This window comes from Mesorhizobium sp. SEMIA396, from assembly GCF_024518615.1.
In the GTDB taxonomy this organism is placed as follows: Bacteria; Pseudomonadota; Alphaproteobacteria; order Rhizobiales; family Rhizobiaceae; genus Mesorhizobium.
This window is the reverse complement of the sequence record NZ_JANIFC010000005.1, coordinates 313,344-335,929: the sequence shown is the minus strand read 5'-3', so window position 1 is coordinate 335,929 and position 22,586 is coordinate 313,344. Positions and strand designations below refer to the sequence as shown.

The 22,586-nt window shown below is 63.2% G+C and carries 25 protein-coding genes; 21 read left to right on the top strand and 4 right to left on the bottom strand.

Features of this window, described 5'->3' with window-relative positions:
- Nucleotides 1–82 precede the first annotated feature (82 nt).
- The 9 genes from NP503_RS15455 to NP503_RS15415 all read left to right on the top strand — a co-directional run bounded on the left by NP503_RS15455 (nucleotide 83) and on the right by NP503_RS15415 (nucleotide 8,011).
- Nucleotides 83–751, top strand: a complete 669-nt coding sequence (locus NP503_RS15455) for a response regulator transcription factor (protein WP_013529780.1) — start codon at nucleotides 83–85, stop codon at nucleotides 749–751.
- A 79-nt stretch (nucleotides 752–830) separates the two neighbouring features.
- Entirely contained in the window at nucleotides 831–2,090 is a 1,260-nt protein-coding gene (locus tag NP503_RS15450; RefSeq protein ID WP_127271693.1) for a flagellar hook protein FlgE, read from the top strand.
- A 27-nt stretch (nucleotides 2,091–2,117) separates the two neighbouring features.
- Nucleotides 2,118–3,572: a flagellar hook-associated protein FlgK gene (gene flgK / locus NP503_RS15445; protein WP_127271695.1), complete on the top strand. Its 1,455-nt coding sequence runs from the start codon at nucleotides 2,118–2,120 to the stop codon at nucleotides 3,570–3,572.
- Between the two features lie 4 nt (nucleotides 3,573–3,576).
- Entirely contained in the window at nucleotides 3,577–4,620 is a 1,044-nt protein-coding gene (locus NP503_RS15440; protein WP_127269451.1) for a flagellar hook-associated family protein, read from the top strand.
- 31 nt (nucleotides 4,621–4,651) lie between these two features.
- A complete protein-coding gene (gene flaF, locus NP503_RS15435) occupies nucleotides 4,652–4,999 on the top strand; it encodes a flagellar biosynthesis regulator FlaF (protein ID WP_023810018.1) in 348 nt (115 codons plus the stop codon).
- Complete coding sequence (flbT, locus tag NP503_RS15430; RefSeq protein WP_027038236.1) at nucleotides 4,996–5,439, top strand: flagellar biosynthesis repressor FlbT; 444 nt, start codon at nucleotides 4,996–4,998, stop codon at nucleotides 5,437–5,439. Before flaF ends, flbT begins: the two co-directional genes overlap by 4 nt.
- The gene (flgD, locus tag NP503_RS15425; RefSeq protein ID WP_013529774.1) at nucleotides 5,439–5,846 is read left to right on the top strand and encodes a flagellar hook assembly protein FlgD; all 408 of its coding nucleotides are present in this window, start codon (nucleotides 5,439–5,441) and stop codon (nucleotides 5,844–5,846) included. The genes flbT and flgD overlap by 1 nt, the downstream gene beginning before the upstream one ends.
- A 24-nt stretch (nucleotides 5,847–5,870) precedes the next feature.
- Complete coding sequence (gene fliQ / locus NP503_RS15420; RefSeq protein ID WP_023810020.1) at nucleotides 5,871–6,137, top strand: flagellar biosynthesis protein FliQ; 267 nt, start codon at nucleotides 5,871–5,873, stop codon at nucleotides 6,135–6,137.
- A 230-nt stretch (nucleotides 6,138–6,367) separates the two neighbouring features.
- Nucleotides 6,368–8,011: an MFS transporter gene (locus tag NP503_RS15415; RefSeq protein WP_127276143.1), complete on the top strand. Its 1,644-nt coding sequence runs from the start codon at nucleotides 6,368–6,370 to the stop codon at nucleotides 8,009–8,011.
- A gap of 41 nt (nucleotides 8,012–8,052) precedes the next feature.
- On the opposite strand, the gene NP503_RS15410 is transcribed toward NP503_RS15415, so the two are convergent.
- Both NP503_RS15410 and NP503_RS15405 read right to left on the bottom strand, forming a co-directional pair.
- The gene (locus NP503_RS15410; protein WP_127271699.1) at nucleotides 8,053–9,834 is read right to left on the bottom strand and encodes a chloride channel protein; all 1,782 of its coding nucleotides are present in this window, start codon (nucleotides 9,832–9,834) and stop codon (nucleotides 8,053–8,055) included.
- A gap of 134 nt (nucleotides 9,835–9,968) precedes the next feature.
- Entirely contained in the window at nucleotides 9,969–10,268 is a 300-nt protein-coding gene (locus NP503_RS15405) for a putative quinol monooxygenase (RefSeq protein WP_127269780.1), read from the bottom strand.
- Between the two features lie 146 nt (nucleotides 10,269–10,414).
- Between NP503_RS15405 and flhA the strand changes: the two genes are divergently transcribed.
- From flhA to NP503_RS15345, 12 genes are all read left to right on the top strand, one after another.
- Nucleotides 10,415–12,502 carry a flagellar biosynthesis protein FlhA gene (gene flhA, locus NP503_RS15400; RefSeq protein WP_127269778.1) on the top strand — a complete coding sequence of 696 codons (2,088 nt, stop codon included), beginning with the start codon at nucleotides 10,415–10,417 and terminating at the stop codon, nucleotides 12,500–12,502.
- A complete protein-coding gene (gene fliR / locus NP503_RS15395) occupies nucleotides 12,499–13,251 on the top strand; it encodes a flagellar biosynthetic protein FliR (RefSeq protein WP_023810025.1) in 753 nt (250 codons plus the stop codon). Before flhA ends, fliR begins: the two co-directional genes overlap by 4 nt.
- Nucleotides 13,252–13,253: 2 nt before the next feature.
- Entirely contained in the window at nucleotides 13,254–13,637 is a 384-nt protein-coding gene (locus NP503_RS15390) for a hypothetical protein (protein WP_127271285.1), read from the top strand.
- Nucleotides 13,638–13,817: 180 nt separating this feature from the next.
- Nucleotides 13,818–14,903, top strand: coding sequence for an ABC transporter ATP-binding protein (locus NP503_RS15385; protein ID WP_127271287.1), 1,086 nt, complete (start codon nucleotides 13,818–13,820; stop codon nucleotides 14,901–14,903).
- A gap of 36 nt (nucleotides 14,904–14,939) precedes the next feature.
- A complete protein-coding gene (locus tag NP503_RS15380) occupies nucleotides 14,940–16,265 on the top strand; it encodes an ABC transporter substrate-binding protein (RefSeq protein ID WP_027038230.1) in 1,326 nt (441 codons plus the stop codon).
- Nucleotides 16,266–16,458: 193 nt separating this feature from the next.
- Nucleotides 16,459–17,310 (top strand): carbohydrate ABC transporter permease, encoded by an 852-nt coding sequence (locus NP503_RS15375; protein ID WP_372958885.1) that lies wholly within the window; start codon nucleotides 16,459–16,461, stop codon nucleotides 17,308–17,310.
- A 1-nt stretch (nucleotide 17,311) separates the two neighbouring features.
- Entirely contained in the window at nucleotides 17,312–18,205 is an 894-nt protein-coding gene (locus tag NP503_RS15370) for a carbohydrate ABC transporter permease (protein WP_127271704.1), read from the top strand.
- A 46-nt stretch (nucleotides 18,206–18,251) separates the two neighbouring features.
- Nucleotides 18,252–18,407 carry a hypothetical protein gene (locus tag NP503_RS15365; protein ID WP_164748966.1) on the top strand — a complete coding sequence of 52 codons (156 nt, stop codon included), beginning with the start codon at nucleotides 18,252–18,254 and terminating at the stop codon, nucleotides 18,405–18,407.
- Nucleotides 18,395–19,006: a rod-binding protein gene (locus tag NP503_RS15360; protein ID WP_164748967.1), complete on the top strand. Its 612-nt coding sequence runs from the start codon at nucleotides 18,395–18,397 to the stop codon at nucleotides 19,004–19,006. Before NP503_RS15365 ends, NP503_RS15360 begins: the two co-directional genes overlap by 13 nt.
- A 13-nt stretch (nucleotides 19,007–19,019) precedes the next feature.
- The gene (locus NP503_RS15355) at nucleotides 19,020–19,445 is read left to right on the top strand and encodes a hypothetical protein (RefSeq protein ID WP_127270030.1); all 426 of its coding nucleotides are present in this window, start codon (nucleotides 19,020–19,022) and stop codon (nucleotides 19,443–19,445) included.
- Nucleotides 19,446–19,542: 97 nt separating this feature from the next.
- Nucleotides 19,543–20,058: a hypothetical protein gene (locus tag NP503_RS15350; protein ID WP_127270032.1), complete on the top strand. Its 516-nt coding sequence runs from the start codon at nucleotides 19,543–19,545 to the stop codon at nucleotides 20,056–20,058.
- A gap of 198 nt (nucleotides 20,059–20,256) precedes the next feature.
- Nucleotides 20,257–20,541, top strand: coding sequence for an SCP2 sterol-binding domain-containing protein (locus tag NP503_RS15345; RefSeq protein WP_013529756.1), 285 nt, complete (start codon nucleotides 20,257–20,259; stop codon nucleotides 20,539–20,541).
- A 90-nt stretch (nucleotides 20,542–20,631) separates the two neighbouring features.
- Here the strand turns inward: NP503_RS15345 and NP503_RS15340 are convergent, their stop codons facing one another.
- Both NP503_RS15340 and odc2 read right to left on the bottom strand, forming a co-directional pair.
- Nucleotides 20,632–21,201, bottom strand: a complete 570-nt coding sequence (locus tag NP503_RS15340; protein WP_127270036.1) for a GNAT family N-acetyltransferase — start codon at nucleotides 21,199–21,201, stop codon at nucleotides 20,632–20,634.
- A 171-nt stretch (nucleotides 21,202–21,372) separates the two neighbouring features.
- Nucleotides 21,373–22,506 (bottom strand): ornithine/lysine decarboxylase, encoded by a 1,134-nt coding sequence (odc2, locus tag NP503_RS15335; RefSeq protein WP_127272801.1) that lies wholly within the window; start codon nucleotides 22,504–22,506, stop codon nucleotides 21,373–21,375.
- Nucleotides 22,507–22,586 lie beyond the last annotated feature (80 nt).

Sequence of the window (22,586 nt, the reverse complement as noted above, 5' to 3'; positions counted from 1 at the left end):
GAAATGACGGTTGTTCAGGATTCCCGCCAGCGGATACGCCTCTCTTCACGGGGCAAATGATTTGATTCGGAAGGCGGGGCCGATGATTGTGATCGTTGACGAGCGCGAGCTCGTAACAGAGGGATACAATTCACTTTTCGATCGTGAGGGCATCGCCTGTGCAGGCTTTGCGTCCGGCGAATTCGGTGAGTGGGTGAACTCTGCCGCAGACACCGATCTGCGCTCGGTCAGGGCCTTCCTCATCGGCGACTGCCGCGAGGGTTCCATCTCTCCGCGCCAGATCCGCGACCGCACCGGCGCCCCGGTGATTGCGCTCAGCGAACAGCATTCGCTGGAGAACACGCTCCGGTTGTTCGAGAGCGGCGTCGACGACGTCATTCGCAAGCCCGTCCATATCCGCGAGATCCTGGCCCGCATCACCGCCATCCGCCGCCGCGCCCAGGAAGACGTCGCCTACACCGAGATCGGCGCCATGCGCATCTTCATGGATGGCCGCGACCCCGAGATCGACGGTCAGCCCCTCCCCCTGCCGCGCCGTGAACGCCGCATCCTCGAATATCTGGCGAGCAATCGCGGGCGCCGTGTCACCAAGACCCAGGTTTTCAACGCCATCTACGGCATCTTCGACGAAGAGGTCGAGGAGAACGTGGTGGAAAGCCACATCAGCAAACTGCGCAAGAAGCTGCGCGAGAAGCTGGGCACCGACCCGATCGATTCCAAGCGTTTCCTCGGCTACCGGCTCGTCTTCTGATGCAGCGCCGCGCCAGCCTCGCGCAAGAAAACATGCGTAGCCTCGTAGCCAGCAGCATGGACACAGCGGAGACGTTTCGATGAGCCTCTACGGAATGATGCGGACCGGCGTTTCCGGCATGAACGCCCAGGCAAACCGCCTATCGACGGTCGCCGACAACATCGCCAATTCCGACACCACCGGCTACAAGCGCTCCTCCGCCGAATTCTCGACGCTGGTCATGCCGTCGACCGGCGGTGCCTACAATTCCGGCGGCGTCACCACGACGATCCGCCAGGCGGTCAGCGATCCGGGTGTGCTTCAGTACACGACCTCGGTTTCCGACCTTGCCGTCAGCGGCGATGGCTTCTTTGTCGTCCAGGATCCGAGCGGCACCCCCTACCTGACCCGGGCCGGCGCTTTCGTTCCCGACGGTCAAGGCAGACTTGTCAACTCGGCCGGCTTCCAGCTGATGGCGTACAGCTACGACAACGGCGTACCGGCAGCGACGGTCAATGGCTTCGAGGGGTTGGTCCCGGTTGTCATCTCCGACCAGGGAATGACCGCAACGCCGAGCACCGAGGGCAGCTATGCCGGCAACCTGCCGGCCGGCGCGACACCGGTCGCGACCGCCAACCTGCCCGCCGCCAACGCTGCGACCGCGCAATACACGTCGAAATCCTCGATGGTCGCCTACGACAATCTCGGCAACAAGAAGCTGCTCGACGTCTATTTCACCAACACCGGCGCCGGCACCTGGCAGGTGGCGGTCTTCGATCAGTCGAAGGCCACCGCTGGAACATCGTTCCCCTACACCGCTGGCGGCTTGCTGGGCTCGGCCAACCTGACCTTCGACACCACCACCGGCAAGCTCACCGGCACGCCCACCGGCGTTTCATTTACCGTGCCGAACGGCGCCACCCTCAATATCGATCTGTCTGCGCTGACCCAGCTTGGCGCCGGCTTCACGGTTTCCGATGCCCAGGTCAACGGCAACGCGCCGAGCACCATCGACAAGGTCCAGATCAGCAAGGACGGCACCATCTACGCACAGTACAAGGACGGTTCGACCAAGCCGCTCTACAAGATTCCGCTGGCCGACGTGCAGAGCCCGGACCAGCTCACCGCGCTGCCCGGCAACGTCTATTCGCAGGGCACCGAGTCCGGCGCGGTTCGTGTCGGCTTTGCCAATGAAGGCAAACTCGGCTCCATCATCTCCGGCGCGCTCGAGAATTCCAACGTCGACATCGCCGAAGAACTGACCAACATGATCGCGGCGCAGCGCAGCTACACCGCCAATTCGAAAGTCTTCCAGACCGGTTCCGATCTGATGGACGTCCTTGTCAACCTGAAGAGATAAGACGGGCGTCGCCCGCGAAAGACCCGCATGTCACTGTCTACCGCATTGAGTATCGCCCAGTCGGCGCTTATGAACACCGCGCGACAGACAAGCGTTGTCTCGCGCAACGTCGCCGACGCCTCCAATCCGGACTATTCGCGGCGCCAGGCCGTCGTCACCAGCACGGCGCCGGGCGCGCGTTCGGTCGATATCCAGCGCGCAGCCAACGAGCTTTTGTTTCGCCAGAATCTCGGCGCGCTATCGGCCTGGAGCGGGCAGAACGCGCTCTACAGCGGCATGGATCAGCTGGGCGTCGCGGTCAATGGCGTCGACAATGCGTCCTCGCCCTCGACCGCGATCGCCAACCTGCAGCAGGCGCTGCAGCTCTACGCCACCTCGCCGTCGAACCAGAACCTCGGCGCCTCGGTCATCGACGCCGCCAAACAGGTCGTGCGCTCGCTCAACGAGGGCTCCAAGGCAGTCCAGGATTTCCGCACCCAGACCGACGGCCAGATCGCCACCGCCGTCGATGACCTGAACTCGCTGCTCAGCCAGTTCCAGGATGCCAACACGGCGGTCATGTCCGGAACCCGTTCCGGCACCGACGTTTCCGATGCGCTCGACCAGCGCGACGCGCTTTTGAAGAAGATTTCGAACTATGTCCCGGTGTCGACCTTCACGCGAGGCGACAATGACATGGTCATCACCACCGGCGACGGCACGACTTTGTTCGAGACGATACCGCGCACGGTCACCTTCGCGGCGTCGGCAGGCTATACCGCGGGTGCCGCCGGCAATGCCGTTTACATCGACAACGTGCCGATCTCGGCGGGAGCCGGCGGCAACACCAGCGCCAGCGGCACGCTTGCCGGCCTGCTGCAATTGCGCGACGGCGTCGCCTCGACCATGCAGAGCCAGCTCGACGAGACCGCGCGTGGCCTGATCACCGCTTTTGCCGAGACCGCACCCTCGATGGCCAATGCCGCCGGCCTGTTCACCTGGTCGGGAGCGCCGGCCGTGCCGGCCGCCGGCACGCTGGTCACCGGCCTTGCCGCGTCCATCAGCGTCAATGCAGCGATGGACCCGAGCACCGGCGGCAACCCGACGCTGCTGCGCGACGGCGGCGCCAATGGTGCGGCCTATGTCGCCAACACGGGCGGCGGCGCGTCCTATTCCACCCTTCTGGTCGCCTATGGCGACCGGCTCGACCAGCCGATGACTTTCGACCCCGCCGCCGGCGTTTCGGCAACCTCCAGCGTATCCGACTACGCCGCCAGTTCGATCGGCTGGTTCGAGGGCGTGCGCCAGCAGGCTTCGACCGCCTCCGATGCCAAGGAAGCACTGGCATCGCGCAGCGCCGAAGCGCTGTCCAACGCGACCGGGGTCAATGTCGACCAGGAAATGTCGTTGCTGCTCGACCTCGAACACACCTACCAGGCATCGGCCCGGATGATGAAAACCGTCGACGACATGCTGACGGCCTTGCTCAACGCGGTGGGATAATTCCATGACTTCAGTCTCCTCGGCCGCAATCTCCAATGCCATGCGCTCCCAGCAGATGCGCATGCAGGCCGAACTCGTCAAAGCCACGAAGGAAGCGTCGACCGGCAGGGTCGCCGATGTCGGGCTGGCTCTCGGAGGGCGCACCGCCCAGTCCGTCACCTTCTCGCGCGATCTCGACCGGCTCAACGTCATTATCGATTCCAACGGCCTGGTCGGCGCGAGGCTTTCCTCGACACAGACCTCGCTTGGCCAGCTCTCCGGCGCCGCTCAGACCTTCCTGTCCGCCCTGACCACCGCTTCCTCAAGCGACTCGTCCAACAGCCTCACCCGGGACTCCGGCAAGGCGACCATCCAGCAGCTGACCTCGATCCTCAACACCAGCGTCAATGGTGAATATCTGTTTGCCGGCACCAACACCGACGTCAAGCCGATCAACGATTTCACGGCTGCCGGCTCTCCCGCCAAGGCTGCATTCGATACCGCTTTCCTCACCAATTTCGGTTTCACCCAGGACGACCCGGCAGCGGCCAACATCACGGCCGCCCAGATGGACGATTTCATCACCAACGATGTCGCGCCGCTGTTCACGGGCGCGGGTTGGCAGGGCGACTGGTCGAACGCCACCGACCAGCAGATCGTCAGCCGCATCGCACTCAACGAAACCACACCGACTTCGACCAGCGCCAACAGCGATGGCATTCAGAAACTCGCCATGGCCGCAGCCATGGTCAGCAGCCTGATGTCCAGCAACATCAGCCAGGCGGCGAAGAATACGGTTGTCAGCCGCTCCACCACATTGGTTGGCGAAGCGCTGAGCGGCATTGGCCAGCTTCAATCCGAGACCGGCATCGTCCAGAAGCGGGTTTCCGATGCCAACGATCGGATGAAAACGCAGGTCGACCTTTTCGAACGGCACATTCTCGATCTGGAAGCCGTCGATCCGGCGGCAGCCGCGACACGGGTCGCGGACCTGACACAGCACATCGAAACGTCTTTCGCGTTGACCGCACGCCTGCAGCAGCTCAGCCTGTTGAATTACCTGACCTGACAACGCTTAACGGAACGGTAGAGCCCCAACGATGTACCAATTCTCCTACGCCGACATCCAGAGCAACTCCGTTGCCGACGCGAAGGACCGCGAGCGGGAGCTTCTGACCCGCTCGATCGACATGCTGGCGGCGGCAGCAGCGGCCGGCCACGATTCCATGGAAGCGATCGAGGCGCTTCACTTCACCAACCGCGTCTGGACCGCCTTCGTCGAGGATCTTGGCTCCAGCGACAACGCCCTGCCCAAGGAACTGCGCGCCAATCTCATTTCCATCGGCCTGTGGCTGCTGCGCGAGGCGGAGGACATCCGTCAGGGCCGCACCAACAATTTCGAAGGGTTGATCGAGGTGTCCCAGATCATCAGGGACGGCATTCAATGACCAACACGCTGAAGATATCGCTGAAGCCGAACGAAAAGATCTACATCAACGGCGCCGTCATCCGGGTCGACCGCAAGGTCACCGTCGAATTGATGAACGACGTCCAGTTCCTGCTCGAAAGCCACGTGATCCAGGCCGACGATGCCTCGACGCCGCTCAAGCAGCTTTATTTCATCCTGCAGGTCATGCTGATGAACCCGGCCGGCGCCGCCGCGGCGCGCGACATGTTCCGCCGTTCGCTGCCGCTGCTTCTGGCAAGCTTCGAGGACACCCAGATCTGCAGCGCGCTGAAACAGATCGACCGCATGGTCGGCGAGGATCATATCTACGAGGCGCTGAAGGCGATCCGCGCGCTTTATCCGCTCGAACGCCGCGCGCTGGGTGGTAATGACGATGTTTTGGGTGCCGAGCGCCCGCTGGCCGTGGGAGCACGATACTGATGAACGTGGACATGACGACGACGATTCCGACAGGCGCCAATCAGGCCACGGCGTCGACCTCGAAGACAGCGGTCGACTACCAGTCCTTCCTGAAGCTTCTGATCGCCGAGATGAAGAACCAGGATCCGACCAAGCCGATGGATTCGACGCAATATGTCGCCCAGCTCGCCACCTTCTCTCAGGTCGAGCAGTCGGTGCAGACCAACACCAAGCTCAATCAGATCATGCAGTCCTCGGCGCTGTCGCAGGCCGACGCACTGATCGGGCGCTCGATCACCTCCGCCGACGGCCTGACCACGGGCACCGTGGCTTCGGTGCGCCTCGCCAGCAACGGTCTCATCGCCGTGCTGCAGAACGGCACCGAAGTCGCCGTCGGTCCGGGAGTCTCGGTCAAGGCAGCAAGCTGACGCTTTCGACAGAGAGCCAGTCCCATGAATGAGGCCGACGCTCTCGACATCGTCCAGTACGCGGTGTGGACGGTGCTCGTCGCGTCCGCTCCGGTGGTGCTGGTCGCCATGGCGGTCGGCATCGGCATCGCCCTCATCCAGGCGCTGACGCAGGTACAGGAGATCACCTTGACCTTCGTGCCGAAGATCGTCGCGATCATGCTGGTGGTGGCGTTGACCGGCCCCTTCATCGGCAGCCAGATATCGGCCTTCACCAACGTCATCTTCGAGCGCATCCAGAACGGCTTCTGAGCCTGTTCCAGGATGGTGTGCCGCGGCATGCCGTTCGCAATTGTGCGAGGACAGACGCCGCCGATCCCCGCGGCACCTCCGGACCCACGGCGGACAAGGCCTGGACCGCCTCTATCCCATTGTTGGACCATGCGCTTTTTTGCCCTTTGCGGCGCCATGCCCTACTTTCGGCAAACGGTCTGCGCAAACGGATTGTCTGACGAGCAGGCACGACATGGCAGGAACCCCAAATGATTGACGAAAAGCCGGACAGCGAGAGCGTCTCGGCGCTGGCGCCCTTCCGGCACGGCATTTTCCGCGCCGTGTGGGGCGCAAGTCTCGTCTCGAATTTCGGTGGCTTGATCCAGGGTGTCGGCGCCGCCTGGATGATGACCACGATCGCCACCTCGCCCTATCAGGTGGCCCTGGTCCAGGCTTCGACCACCTTGCCGATCATGCTGTTTGCACTCGTAGCCGGCGCCATCGCCGACAGTTTCGACCGGCGCAAGGTGATGCTTGTCGCCCAGACCTTCATGCTGGTGGTGTCGGTGCTTCTGACCCTGTTCACCTATTCAGGCCTGATCACGCCGTGGACGCTGCTCGCCTTCACCTTCCTGATCGACAGCGGCACCGCGCTCAACAGCCCGTCATGGCAAGCCTCCGTCGGCGACATCGTCCCCCGCAACAAGGTGCCGGCGGCCGTCGCCCTCAATTCGATGGGCTTTAACCTGACACGCAGCGTCGGTCCGGCGATCGGCGGCATCATCGTCGCCGCGGCCGGTGCCGCGGCCGCCTTCGCGGCGAACGCGGTGAGCTATATCGGCCTGATCGTCGTGCTGGCGCGCTGGAAGCCGGACGTGCCGGTATCGACCTTGCCGCGCGAGTCGCTGGGGGCTGCCATGGGCGCCGGCCTGCGCTATGTCGCCATGTCGCCCAACATCGGCAAGGTGCTGGTCAGGGGTGCTGCGTTCGGCTTCAGTGCAGGCGCTGTGCTTGCGTTGCTGCCTCTGGTGGCGCGCGATGTCGTCAAGGGCGATGCGCTGACCTATGGCATCATGCTCGGCGCCTTCGGCATCGGCGCGGTCGGCGGCGCCTTGATCAGCGTCAGGCTGCGGCAGTTGCTGTCCAGCGAGACGATGGTGCGCTGTGCTTTTGCCGGCTTCGCTGTCTGCGCATTCAATGCCGCCGTCAGCCAGCATGCCTGGCAGACGTCGCTCGGCCTGCTTGTCGGCGGCGCCTGCTGGGTGATCGCGCTTTCGCATTTCAACGTCACGGTGCAGATGGCGACGCCGCGCTGGGTGGTCGGCCGGGTGCTGTCGGTCTACCAGACCGCGACTTTCGGCGGCATCGCGCTCGGCAGCTGGATCTGGGGTGTCGTCGCCGATGCGCACGGCGCCGAAACCGCGCTGATCGCAGCCAGCGTCGCCATGCTGGCCGGCGGCGCCATCGGTCTTTTGCTCCCGCTGCCGCAACAGCAGGTGCTCAACCTCGACCCGCTCAATCGCTTTAAGGAACCGCACCTTGCGCTTGACCTGAAGCCGCGCAGTGGTCCCATCGCCATCATGATCGAGTATGTGATCCGGCACGAGGACGAACCGGAGTTCCTCGCCATCATGGCCGAACGCGGCCGCATCCGCCGTCGTGACGGCGCCCGCAACTGGACGCTGGCGCGCGATCTCGAGAATCCCACCGTATGGATCGAGCATTATCACACGCCGACCTGGATCGAATATATCAGGCACAATGGACGCATCACCCATGCCGACGCCGTCATCGGCGAACGCGTGCGGGCCCTGCACAGCGGCGACGAACCGCCCCGCGTGCGGCGCATGATCGAACGCCCGACGACCGCGGGCACAGCGCTTGTGATGGCCAAGGGACCGATCGAGCATTAGGGCTCCGCAACCACTGTCGCAGGCCCCCGCTTGGCCGTCCGTCACCCCTCGCCCGATAGGTCCCGGCGCGCCTTGTCGAGTTCCTCGGCATAGCGCCGCATCAGATGGCCTTCGGTCAAAAGCCCCAAGACGATGTGGTCGGTGAAATCCTCGACGACTGCGAGTTCTTCGGCGCCGGCGCGCTGGAATGTTTCCGCGGCGGCCTGCACGTTCATGCTCGGCACCAGCACCGCGTCCTTGTATTTGGCAAGATCGCGCACCGGCACCTCGCCATCGGAAGGATCGCTGTGCAGTTCGGCCACGATCAGCACGCCGACATAGTGGTCGCCCGCGTCGACGGCGATGACCCGCTGGGCAGAGCCGAGCGGCACTTGCTTGCGGAAGGCTGCCAGCGTCGTCGAGGCATAGATGGTCTTGATGTCCTTGCGCATCATCGAGCCGACTGTGAGGCTGCGCATCCAGCCGACATCGTGCGCGCTGCGGATGGTCTCGCCGCGCAAATGGAAGCGCCATGTCGAGAACGAGTAGCCGAAGGTCTCGCGCACCAGGATCGCCGACATGATCGAGGCGGCCAGCACAACGCCGGTCAGCGTCAGGTCGCGGGTCGATTCCAGCGCCAGGAAGGTCATCGTCAGCGGACCGCCGACGACACCGACTGCGAGCGACGTCATGCCGACGACGGCGGCGACGGCAGGGTCGATGCCGGTTGCCGGCGAGACGACAATCATCACATCCGCGAACGCCTTGCCGAGCAGCGCGCCGAGGAACAGCGAGGCGAAGAACAATCCGCCGCGAAAACCCGACCCCAGCGAGACCGCCGACGCCGCCAGCTTGAGCACGAAGACGCTGGCCACCACGGCCAGCCCGTAATTCATCGAGAATTCGCGATGCAGCGCGCCATGGCCGCTGGACAGGACCTGCGGCGTGATCAGCCCCAACAAGCCAACGATGACTCCGCCGATGACGGGGCGCAGCGCCGCATCGATCGACAGCCTGGCGAAACCGCGCTCGATCAGTGTCACCAGATGCATGATGGCGATCGAGGCGGCACCGCCGAGCAGGCCGAGCAGCAGGAACGGCACATACTGGCTGGCGGTGAGCGCCGGCAGACCCGAAAGCTCGAGCGGAAACGGCACGCCGCCGAACATCTCTGCCGTCAGCGAGGCGCAGATCGCGGCTGTCAAGACTGGCGCGACATTGGCAACCGAGTAGATGCCGATGACCAGTTCGAAGCCGTAGAAGGCGCCGGTCAGCGGTGCATCGAAGGCGGCGGCGATGGCGCCGGCCGCACCACAGCCGACCAGGATGCGGACATCGTTGCGGCGCAGCCTGAAGATGCCCGCCAGCCGCGATGCCAGCCCGGAGCCAACCTGCGTATAGCCGGCTTCCAGCCCGACCGAGGCGCCAAAACCGCTGGAGATCATCGTCTGGCCGGCGATGATGAAGGTGTCGGTCAGCGACATGCGCCCGCCATAGAGCGCATTGGCTTCGATCGGGTCGATCGGCGTGCGGAATTTCCGTATCCTGAGCCAGACCACCGTCAGCCCCAGCAGCATGCCGCCGATCGCCGGTATCAGCGCCTGCATCGGATTGGCGAGCGAGAACATGCCGGAAAGCCGGCCGCCTGGCTGAACGCCGAACAGCAGCCCGTGCAGGTCCTGCACGATCTGGCTCATCGCCGTGACCAATATGCCCGCCATCACGCCTACGACACCGGCGAGAACGACCACCACGATGCCGCGTGCCTCGAGCAGAGGCAACGACCTGATCAGCACCGCGCGCAGCCGGCGGGCGTAGACTTCGCTGTGGTTTCTGGAAAGCACCGGGGCGGCTCGCCGATATCGAAAGGCAGTGGAAAGCCAGCCTGATACGCCCGGCGGCACGGCATGGCAACCACTATGCCGGCAGACACCATATTGGCGACAGCTGGCGCGATATCGATCGGCTGACGGACCGTTCAGGTCGGCATGGGCTCGCCGGCTTCATAGAGCACGAGGTTGCGCTCGCCTATGCCTAGCGCCGGCCAGCTCGCACGCCAGTCCGCAATGTGCGGCGAGGCGAAATGCGCGTCGAGCGCTGCCCTGTCACTCCAGACTTCCGTGACCCGGATGAGCCCGGCATCGAAAACATCCTGCGCATAGGAATATTCGAGACAGCCGGGCTCGGCGCGGCTGCCGGAAACCATGCGTTCCATAGCGGGCTTAGCTTCCTCCAATTTGTTTGGCGGCAGGCGGATGGTGCCGATGATCAGAAGCATGGGTTTCCCTTCCTAGCGAGGCCGGCCGACACGGCGACCTGCGCATGGTCGTTCGAACTAGCCAGTCTCCCACCCTCGCGCAAGCTTGGCGGGCTACCTTTACAGGGCTGTCGCGCGCTCGGCAGTCTATGGGGTTTGAGGACGATATGGCGATCAGCGAAAGCATTCAGCCCGGCGCGGTGGCCAAGAACGGCCGCGACGTCTTCTTCGCCATCGGCATCGTCATCATCCTGGCCGTGCTGTTTCTGCCGATTCCGGCCTTTCTCATCGACGTCGGCCTCGCCTTCTCGATCGCGCTTTCGGTGCTGATCCTGATGGTGGCGCTGTGGATCCAGCGGCCGCTCGATTTCTCGTCCTTCCCGACCGTGCTGCTCATCGCCACCATGCTCAGGCTGTCGCTCAACATCGCCACCACGCGCATGATCCTGTCGCACGGCAATGAGGGCACGCATGCCGCCGGCTATGTCATCGCCGGCTTCTCCAAGCTGGTGATGGCCAGCGACTTCGTCATCGGCCTGATTGTCTTCATGATCCTGATCGTGGTGAACTTCATCGTCATCACCAAGGGCGCCACCCGTATCGCCGAAGTCGGCGCGCGCTTCACCCTCGACGCCATCCCAGGCAAGCAGATGTCGATCGACGCCGACCTGTCGGCCGGTATGATCGACGACAAGACCGCGCAGCTGCGCCGCCGCGAGCTGGAAGAAGAATCTTCTTTCTTCGGCTCGATGGACGGCGCCTCGAAGTTCGTGCGCGGCGACGCCATCGCCGGCCTCATCATCACCGCCATCAACATCGTCGGCGGCATCGCCATCGGCTACATCAGGCACGGTATGGGCATGGGCGAAGCCGCCGACGTGTTCATCAAGCTGTCGGTCGGCGACGGCCTCGTCACCCAGATCCCGGCACTGATCGTGTCGCTCGCCGCCGGCCTGCTCGTCTCCAAGGGCGGCACCCGCGGCTCGACCAACCAGGCGGTGTTCGGCCAGCTCGGTGCCCACCCGCGCGCCCTCTATGTCGCGGCATCGCTGCTGGTGCTGCTCGGCCTGATGCCCGGCCTGCCGCTGTTCCCGTTCTTTGCGCTCGCCGCCGGCATGGCCGGTCTCGGCTACGTCATCCCGATGCGCGCCAACCGCGCCGTCGCCGAAGCCGAGGCGATCAAGGATCAGGAAAAGGCGACCAAGGTCGAAGAGGAGAAGAACTCGGTCAAGGCTTCGCTCGCCACCGCCGAGATCGAGCTTTTGATCGGCAAGCAGCTGTCGACAAGGCTGCTGACGTCGCATCAGGAACTGGTTTTCCGCATGGGCAAGATGCGCAAGAAATTCGCCACCCAGTACGGCTTCGTCGTGCCGGAAGTGCGCGTCGCCGACGATTTCGCCATCCCGCCGAAGAGCTACCAGATCAAGGTGCACGGCACCGTGGTGGCCGAGTACCAGATGCGCGTCGGCGAGATCATGGTGCTGCTCGGCAACCGCGACATACCCGAGATACCGGGCGAGGAAATCCGCGAGCCGGCCTTCGGCATGCGCGCCTATTCCGTGGTCGAAGCCTTCGCCGAGGATTTGAAGCGCGAGAACTACACCTTCGCCGACAACATGTCGGTGCTGCTCACCCATCTCTCCGAGGTCATCCGCAACAACCTGCCGCAGCTTCTGTCCTACAAGGACATGAAGGCGCTGCTCGAACGCCAGGACCAGGAATACCGCAAGCTCGCCGACGAGATCTGCACCACGCACATCTCCTATCCCGGCCTGCAGGCGGTGTTGAAGCTGCTGCTCGCCGAGCGCGTCTCGATCCGCAATCTGCACCTGATCATCGAGGCGATCGCCGAGATCGCGCCGCATGTGCGCCGCACCGAGCAGATCGTCGAGCATGTCCGCATCCGCATGGCCCAGCAGATATGCGGCGACCTGTCCGAGGGCGGCGTGCTGAAAGTGCTGCGCCTCGGCAACCGCTGGGATCTCGCCTTCCACCAGAGCCTCAAGCGCGACGCCAAGGGCGAGGTGCGCGAATTCGACATCGACCCGCGTCAGCTCGAGGAGTTCGGCCAGGACGCCACCAAGGCGATCAAGAAATATCTGGAAGCCGGCGAGCGTTTCGTCCTCGTCACCGCGCCCGACGCCCGCCCCTATGTGCGCATGATCATCGAGCGCCTGTTCACCACGCTGCCGGTGCTCAGCCATGTCGAAATCGCCAAGGGCGTCGAGATCAAGGTGCTCGGAACCATATCGTGAGCGTGCTGTCGCAAGGCGTCGTCATCGCGGCGTTCCTCGCCTTCTGCCGCATCGGCGCCTGTTTCATGCTGATGCCGGGCCTCTCCAGCGCCCGCGTCCCGGTCCAGGTCAGGTTGTTCGTGGCGGTCGCCGCCACCGGCGGCCTGCTCGCCTTTCTGTGGGACAAGATCTTTCCTTTCGTCGACCCGCGCCCGCAGATCCTTGTGCCGATGATCATCTCGGAACTTCTGGTCGGCGGCCTGATCGGCGCCATGACCAGGCTCTACATGGAAGCCCTGCGCTTCATGGGCTCGGCCATCGCCATGCTGGTCGGTTATGGCGGCACCGGCGGACCGGCGATCGAGGAGCCCGAACCCCAGGCAGCCCTTGCCGCAATCATCTCGTTCTCGGCGCTGTTGATGCTGTTCGTCTTCGATTTCGACCACGAGATAATACGCGCGCTGGTTTCCTCCTACACGGTCGCGCCGGTCAACGTCTTCTTCAACCCGCAGGCCGCCCTCGTCGATGTCACCGACACGGTGTCGGACACGTTCTTCCTGGTCATCCGCCTCGGCAGCCCGTTCGTCGCCTATGCTATTCTCGTCAATCTGACGATCGGCTTCGTCAACAAGCTGACGCCGCAGATCCCGATCTATTTCATCTCCCAGCCCTTCATCATCGCCGGCGGCATGATCATCTTCTATTTCGCCGTCGGCACCATGCTGTCGCTGTTCGTCGACGGCTTCGTCGATCTGACATTGGCGAGATAGAAATGAGCACGCGCAAGGACCGCCTCAAGAAGCTGGTCAAGGTTCAGGAACAGCTGAAGGCGCTGCACGAAACCCGCCACGCCACCTTCCTTGCGGCGGCCAGTGCCGCCGAGGCCGAGGCCAAGGAACTGGTCGGCCATTTCGACCAGGCCGATTCGCTCTCCGCCCTGTTTCCCGATCTCTACCATCGCCGCATTGCCCAGGCGGTGGTGCGCCAGGAAGCGAACCTGGCGAGCGCCAGGCAGGAAGCCAGCCTCATCGCCGCGGCGACCGCCCGCACCAACATGGTCGAGCGCGCCTACAAGGACGTACGCAACCGCGACGAACGCGAACGCTCCGACCGCGAGCGGCTGGACCTGATCACGCAGAAGCGGACGCAGGAGTAGTTGGGAGCATTGTGTGGCGCGAAGCGGACCCTCCAAGGTTCGGCTTTCCCGTAAACGCTTTACAGCCCGGTTTGGTAGCGCTACCGTTTCAGCCTAGCGTGAGCCTGGGAGGAGCCAGGGCTGTCGCTAGCGGAAGCGTTGTTCCTTCGACGACGTCGCGGGAATTTGTTGGGAGGATCGATGGCGTCTGTCGCAATTGGCGAAGTCTATAAATCATTCGGCGCTGTCGAGATCCTGCACGGGGTCAGCGTGAACATCGAGGACGGCGAGTTCGTCACTCTGGTCGGACCGTCGGGCTGCGGAAAATCAACCCTCCTCAGAATGATCGCCGGCCTAGAAAAGATTTCACGCGGCCAGATCGCGATTGGCGAACGTGTCGTCAACAACGTTGCGCCCAAGGAGCGCGACGTCGCCATGGTCTTCCAGAACTATGCGCTCTACCCACACATGACCGTCGCCGAGAACATGGCGTTCTCGCTGATGCTCAAAGGAGTTTCCAAGCCGGAGAGCGATGCAGGCGTGCGCCGCGCGGCCGAAATCCTTGGGCTGGTGCCGTTGCTGGCGCGCTATCCTCGGCAGCTTTCCGGCGGCCAGCGCCAGCGCGTCGCAATGGGCCGCGCGATCGTGCGTGATCCGGCGGTCTTTCTCTTCGACGAACCGCTGTCCAATCTCGACGCCAAACTCAGGGTGCAGATGCGCGCCGAGATCAAGGAACTGCACCAGCGCCTCAAGACCACGACAGTCTACGTCACTCACGATCAAATCGAAGCCATGACCATGGCTGACAAGATCGTGGTCATGCATGACGGCATCGTCGAGCAGATAGGGCCGCCGCTGGAACTCTATGACCGGCCGAACAATCTTTTTGTCGCCAGCTTTATCGGCTCGCCGGCCATGAATTTGCTGAGGGGCGAGATCGCTACCGACGGCTCACCCTCGTTCCGCGGCGCCGGGGGGATTTCGGTCCCGTTGGCCTCGGCACTTTCCATCCGCAATGGCGAGCCTGTGGTGCTGGGAATAAGGCCCGAGCATTTGCGGCTGTCCGACGACCAGGGCATTCCGGTCACCGTCGCGGTGGTTGAACCAACCGGGTCCGAAGTGCAGCTCATCGGCCGGACAGCCGGCGGCGAAGAGATCGTCGCGAATTTCCGGGAACGACATTCCTTTACGCCGGGCGAAACCATCCGGCTTACGGCCGAGCCCAGCCTTATCCATCTCTTTCACGCAGAAACCGGACAGAGATTCCAGACACGTATCGATCAGTAGGACCACAGGCAAGGACAACAACAGGAGGAAACGAGCATGAAGTTCACCAGACGCGACGTGATCCGCACCACCGCCGGCGCGGCGGCGGGTGCCTTGGGAAGTCGGTTCATCAGCTCTCCGGCCCTTGCCCAGGACGGACTGAAATACAAACCCGAGGATGGCGCCAAGCTTAGACTGCTGCGCTGGTCGCCCTTCGTCCAGGGCGATGAAGACCAATGGCTGGCCAACACCAAACGCTTCACCGAGGCGACAGGTGTCGAGGTTCGCGTCGACAAGGAAAGCTGGGAGGACATTCGTCCCAAGGCGGCGGTCGCAGCAAATGTCGGGTCCGGCCCCGACCTGATGTTCGTCTGGTTCGATGACCCGCACCAATATCCCGACAAGCTGCACGACGTGAGCGAACTGGGCGAGTATCTCGGCTCGAAATATGGCGGCTGGCACGAGGGACCTAAGCAATATGCGACACGCGACGGGAAGTTCGTCGGCCTGCCCCTGGCCACGATCGGCAATGCCATCGTCTATCGGGAAAGCTGGGTGAAAGAGGCCGGCTTTTCGGAGTTTCCCAAGGACACGAAAGGCTTCCTGGAACTTTGCAAGGCCTTGCAAGCGAAGGGACATCCGGCCGGCTTCACGCATGGTCATGGCGTCGGCGACGGCAACAACTATGCTCATTGGCTGCTGTGGAGCCATGGCGGCCAGATGGTCGACGAGAGTGGCAAGGTAACGATCAACAGCCCCGAGACCCTCAAGGCGATCGAATATGCGCAGGAGCTTTACAAGACCTTCATTCCAGGCACCGAAAGCTGGCTCGACGTCAACAACAACCGCGCCTTCCTGGCCGGCGAACTGGGGGTGATCGCCAATGGAATTTCCGCCTACAACACGGCCAAGATCAACAAGGACAAAGATCCAAAGCTGGCTGAAATCGCCAAGGACATACGCACGACCAACCTGCCCATCGGTCCTGTCGGCAAATCCGTCGAATTGTTCCAGGTGACCACGGCTGTCATCTTCAATTACACGCCCTACCCCAACGCGGCCAAGGCGTATTTGCAGTTCATGTTCGAGGAACCGCAAATGAAGGACTGGATCACCTCCTCGGCCGGATATTGCTGCCAGACACTGAAGGCATTCGACAACAACCCCGTGTGGACTGCCGATCCCAACAACGCCGCTTACGCCAAGGCTTCGGCTACTCTGCGGCCTAACGGCTATGCCGGGCCGCTCGGCTATGCCTCGGCGGCAACCATGGCCGACTACGTGCTGGTCGACATGTTCGCCAAAGCGGTGACCGGCCAGGCCACGCCGCAAGAGGCAATGGAAGAGGCCGAGAAGCGGGCAAATCGCTATTATCGCGTTTGAGCCGGCTCAGCCGGGCAGCGCCGCTGCCCGGCTGGCTTCGGATTGCGTCGCGGCCGATCCGGCCGATCAATGAGACCTCAGCAGGAGCCGACCCATGGCCGTGCCGTCAGCTGCTATCCAGCCGCGACCTTCGATCTTCTCACGGATTCTGTCGCGCTGGAGCGAAAGCCGGAACGCACTTGGCTTCGGCTTCATGCTTCCGGCGGCTGCACTGCTGCTTGTCTTCCTGACCTATCCGCTGGGGCTCGGCGTCTGGCTCGGCTTCACCGATGCCCGCATCGGCCGCCCCGGCATCTTCATCGGCGTCGAAAACTATGAATACCTGTGGAGCGACGCCGTCTTCTGGCTCTCCGTCTTCAACACCTTGCTCTACACGATCAGCGCCTCGATCCTGAAATTCGCGCTCGGCCTCTGGCTGGCGCTCATCCTCAACCAGAACCTGCCCTTCAAATCGTTCTTCCGCGCGATCGTCCTGCTGCCGTGGGTGGTGCCGACGGTGCTCTCGGCCATCGCCTTCTGGTGGATCTACGATTCGCAGTTCTCCATCCTGTCGTGGGCGCTCATGGAAATGGGACTGATCGATCACCGCATCAATTTCCTTGGCGATCCGGAGAACGCGCGCGCCTCGGTGATCGCTGCCAATGTCTGGCGCGGCATTCCTTTCGTGGCCATCACGCTGCTGGCCGGCCTGCAGACGATTCCCCAATCGCTTTACGAGGCCGCGACGCTCGACGGCGCCAGCCGTTGGCAGTTGTTCCGCTATGTGACGCTGCCGCTGCTGACGCCGATCATCGCCATCACCATGACCTTTTCGGTCCTGTTCACCTTCACCGATTTCCAGTTGATCTATGTGCTGACTCGCGGCGGACCGGTGAATGCCACCCATCTGATGGCGACGCTCTCGTTCCAGCGCGGCATTTCCGGCGGCCAGCTTGGCGAGGGAGCCGCGATCGCGGTGGCGATGATCCCGTTCCTGCTAGCGGCGATCCTTTTCAGCTATTTCGGGCTGCAACGTCGTAAATGGCAGCAGGGCGGTGGAGACTGACATGGCCGCGATCGAAACGAACAATCGTCCGAACACGGATGAAGGCGGCATGGGCTATCTCCAGAGCCTGCCCCGGCGCGTGGTCACCGTTTATCTGCCGCTCCTGATCTTCGTCATCGTGCTGCTGTTCCCGTTCTACTGGATGACGATCACGGCGGTGAAACCCAATCTCGAGATGACGGATTATGCCAATTTCAATCCGTTCTGGGTCGTCAATCCGACACTCGAGCATATTCGGTATCTGCTCTTCGACACATCCTATCCGGGCTGGCTTCTCAACACGATCATCATCTCGACCGCCTCAACTTTCCTGTCGCTGCTGGCGGCGGTGTTCGCTGCCTATGCGATCGAGCGCTTGAGGTTTTCCGGGGCGCGGCAGGTCGGCTTGGCAATCTTCCTGGCCTATCTCGTGCCGCCCTCGATACTGTTCATTCCCCTGTCGGTAATGGTGTTCAACCTCGGGCTTTACGATACGCCGTTCGCGCTGATCCTCACCTATCCGACCTTCCTCATTCCATTCTGCACGTGGCTCTTGATGGGCTACTTCCGCTCGATACCCTTCGAACTGGAAGAATGCGCGCTGATCGACGGCGCGAGCCGCTGGCAAATCCTGACCAAGATAGTTCTGCCGCTGTCGGTGCCCGGCCTGATTTCCGCCGGCATCTTCGCTTTCACCCTGTCATGGAACGAATTCATCTACGCCTTGACCTTCATCCAATCGTCCGAAAACAAGACCGTGCCGGTCGGCGTGCTTACCGAGCTCGTACGTTCGGACGTCTATGAATGGGGAGCCCTGATGGCAGGCGCGCTGATCGGCTCCCTGCCGGTGGTGGTGCTCTATTCATTCTTTGTCGAGCACTACGTCTCCTCGATGACGGGGGCGGTCAAGGAGTGAAGCTGAGGCGGAAATCCCACCCTCGGCGGACCATCGAAGCAAGCTCGTGGGTGCCAAGCTGATCGTCAGCTTCCGGCCAAAGGCGACGATGGAAAAATCTGCCCGATGGCGCGAAGCCGGCAGCTTCGATCCGATCCGCGCACTCCGCTCCCTCTCCTTCCCGCAAGCCTGCCACAAGCTTGTTGAGGCATGGTCTGGCTAAGGAAAACCGGTAAAAGGCGGACTTTCTTGGCGATTTCTCCACCCAGCGACATCGTTATGGATGTGGCCCGAGCCGCCGACCCGGCGGATATCGAGACCGCCCGCGCCGCGCTGGCAAAGCGGGCCGGCGGCGCTGCGGGCACGTTTTCACTCGACACCGCCGCTTCGGTCGATGCCGGCTCGATCCTGTCGCGCGCCACCGCCGACAAGGCCGCCGCTGCAACCGACCCGGCCAACAAATTCAAGAAGTTCGAGGCGATGGTGCTGCAGACCTTCATCCAGAACATGCTGCCAAAGGACACCGAGGGCGTCTACGGCAAGGGCCTGGCTGGCGACATGTGGAAATCGCAGCTTGCCGAGCGGGTGGCCGACGTGATGGCCGAACGCGGCGGCATCGGCATCGCCAAGTCGATGCTTGCCGACCACTATCTCGAAGGCAAGCGCGTGGTTCCGGTCGGTCCGGTCTCGGGCGGGTTGGAAAAGACCGAGATCGACCAGCAAAACAGCCTGTCGACCTCGCTGGTCCACCAATTGCAGCGCAAGGCTGCGGGGTCGATGACCGGTGACGAGACGACCATAAAAACAAACATCAAGATCTAAACTGGGAAACGCCATGGCCGACTTTTCAGAATCCACCCCCAATCTGCCAGCACGCACGACCGCGTCGGAAGCGCCGATCCCGTTCGCGCGGCCCGGCAACCTCGCCGCCATCATCGGTCGCATCGAGGAAGTGGTCGAGGAAGAGACGGCCGGTATCCGCAACGCGACCAACTATGATCTCAAGGCGTCGAACGCCCGCAAGAGCCGCTACCTCTACGAGTTGACGCGCGCCATGAAGGGCGGCAGCGAAGCCGAATTCCTCGAACAGCACCGCGAGGGCCTGACCCGGCTGCGCCAGAAGCTGGCGAAGAACGAAGCGGCGATCCTGGCGCATCTCAGCGCGGTCAACGAAGTCGCCAGCCTGCTGCGGCACGCCATCCAGCGCGCCGAGACCGACGGCACCTATTCCGCCGGCGAGTTCGGCTGGATGAAGGCATGATGCCGAACACAAGCGACACTTCGGAGATACTGCCGAAGCAACGGCGCAGTGCCGCGTCGCCTTCGCAAGGGACTGATCAAGGGACTGACAAGAGCCGATGATCAAGGTCATCGCCATCGCCGTCTGGATCTGCGCCGCAACCCTCGGCGCCGTGTTCTATTCGTTTCAGGCGGCCGGCGAGCGCGGTGTCGGCGAAACGCCGAAGCCGATGCTGGGCGGTCTCGACTACGTCAAGACCGACATCATTTCGGTGCCGCTGATCCGCGATTCTGAGATCGGCGGCTATTTCCTGACCAAGCTCGTCTACACCGTCGAACCCGAGCAGATAAAGAAGCTGTCCATTCCGGCCGAAGCGCTGATCACCGACCAGGTCTATTCCTACCTCTATTCCAATCCGCAGATCGACTTCACCAACAAGGCGACGATCGATCTCGATGCCTTCCGCGCCGCAATCCGCGATACCGTCAACGCGCGTGTCGGCGCGCCCTTGGTGCATGAGGTTCTGATCGACCAGGTCAATTTCCTGTCGAAGGACGAAATCCGCGACAACTGGCTGCGCCGCAAGAAAAGCGAGACGGCGAGCGAAATGACCAAGGCGTTCAAGGAACACTGAGTTGCCCCGGCTCGGAGTCCCGGCCTCATCGGGGCTCACCTGCCGCGACGGCAGGAACCAACCGCCCGAATTCGCGTTGACGTAAACGTCAACCCAAAGCTATATGCGGCAGCGACCGTGATCGCGAAACTGCGGCATGGGCTTCGGCTGGATCGAAGCGCCGTTGCGAGACAGATGCAACCAGACAAGGAGAACAGCGTGAGCGTTCAGGAGATTGCCGAGAAGATCAAGTCGCGCGTGGCCAGCAGCGGGTTCGATCGTTCCGTGAAATTCGACACCGGCAGCGACGGCGTCATCGTCATCGACGGCGCAACCGTCTCGAACACCGATGCACCCACCGACTGCACCATCAAGCTCTCGCTCGACGATCTGGATTCGCTGATCGCTGGCGACCTGAACCCGACAATGGCGTTCATGACCGGCAAGATAAAGGTCGAAGGCGACATGACCGTCGCCATGGCGCTCAGCCAGCTGATCGGCTGAAGGCATCCAGCCGCCCAAGCGGCACCCACCAAGCGCAAAAACGCCGCCTTTTCGGGCGGCGTTTTTGCATGAAATGCTGCCGGCTTCGTGTCAGGCCGCCGATATCAGTTCCTGCGCCTTCAGCTTGCGGCCGGCCGCCTTCAGCGTGCCGTGCACGCCGTCAAGCGCGCCTTCCACCAGTTCCAGCGCCAGCAGGCGGTGCCGCTCATAGGGTCCCGGCATGGCAAGTGAACCGGTCTTCTCGGCCGAGAAGCCGAAGCGCGCGTAATAGGGCGCATCGCCGACCAAAAGGATAGCGGCATGGCCGAGACGCGCCGCTTCGGCGATGGCATGGCGCATCAGCGCCGAGCCGATGCCGGCATTCTTGAGCGACGGGTCGACGGCAAGTGGGCCAAGCAGCAGCACGGCCGCACCGCCCTCGCCCAGCCTGACATCCCACAGCCGCACGGTGCCGGCCACGCCGCCCGAAGCATCGCGGGCGACGAAGGCCAGGCCTTCCGAGGGCCGCCGGCCACGCCGCAGCTTCTCCGACGACTTTTTCCTGCGCTTCGGCCCCATGGCCCGATCGAGCAACGCCTCGCGCGCCGCAACATCGGCGGCGGTTTCGGCGACCATCACAGAGGCCGGTGCGTGGCCCCCAATTTCAACTGGCATTTCCATTTCAACTGACATTTCCATTTCCGCAATCCCTGGCGAGCGGAGATCTGTTCCACAGGCGAGCCCGGGTGGACGACACGCGCCCACCGGGGATGATCTGATCGGCTCTCTCAGCGCATTTTCAGGCGAAGTTGTGTCCGGTTCGCCGTCCGAAAATGCGCTGAGGAAGCGCCGTCAGATCACATAGGATCGGAGAGGCTCGAAGCCGTTGAAGGCGACCGCCGAGTAGGTGGTCGTGTAGGCGCCGGTGCCTTCGATCAGCACCTCGTCGCCGATGGTCAGCGACAAAGGCAGCGGATAGGGCGTCTTCTCGTACATCACGTCGGCCGAATCGCAGGTCGGGCCGGCGAGCACGCAAGGTGCGGTCTCCGTGCCGTCATGCGGCGTGACGATCGGGTAGCGGATCGCCTCGTCCATCGTCTCGGCAAGACCGCCGAACTTGCCGATGTCGAGGAACACCCAGCGCACATTGTCATTGGCCGCTTTCTTCGAGATCAGCACGACTTCCGACTTGATGACGCCGGCATTGCCGACCATGCCACGGCCCGGCTCGATGATGGTCTCGGGAAGCGCATTGCCGAAATGCTTGCGCAGCGCCGAGAAGATCGCCTGGCCATAGGCCTGGGCGGCTGGCACGTCACGCAGATAGCGCGTCGGGAAACCACCGCCCATATTGACCATCTTCAACACGATGCCTTCTTCGGCGAGCGTCGCGAACACCACCTTGGCGTCGGCCAGCGCACGGTCCCAGGCGGTCAGGTCGGTCTGCTGCGAGCCGACATGGAACGACACGCCATAGGCGTCGAGGCCGAGCCCCTTGGCATGGCGCAGCACGTCGACGGCCATCGCTGGCACGCAGCCGAACTTGCGCGACAGCGGCCATTCCGCGCCCTCGCCATCGGTCAGCACGCGGCAGAACACGCGCGCGCCTGGAGCGACGCGAGCGATCTTCTCGACCTCTTCGACGCAATCGACGGCGAACAGGCGGATGCCGAGCTGGTAGGCGCGTGCGATGTCACGCTCCTTCTTGATGGTGTTGCCGAAGGAGATGCGGTCCGCCGGCGCACCGGCGTCCATCGCCATCTCGACTTCGGCAACGGAAGCGGTGTCGAAGGACGAGCCCATCGCAGCAAGCAGGCGCAGGATTTCCGGCGCCGGGTTTGCTTTCACCGCATAGTAGATTTTTGAATCGGGCAGCGCCTTCTCGAAGGCGCGGAAATTGTCGCGCACGACATCGAGGTCGACGACGAGGCAGGGACCGGTCGGACGTCGGGTGGCGAGGAAGTCAAGGATGCGCTGGGTGGCCATCGGGGTCTCTCCATCAGCGCCTTTCGGCGCGCAATAAGGCTGCGGGACGCGGGCTGTCAGCCTCGCGAACACGCGGTGGA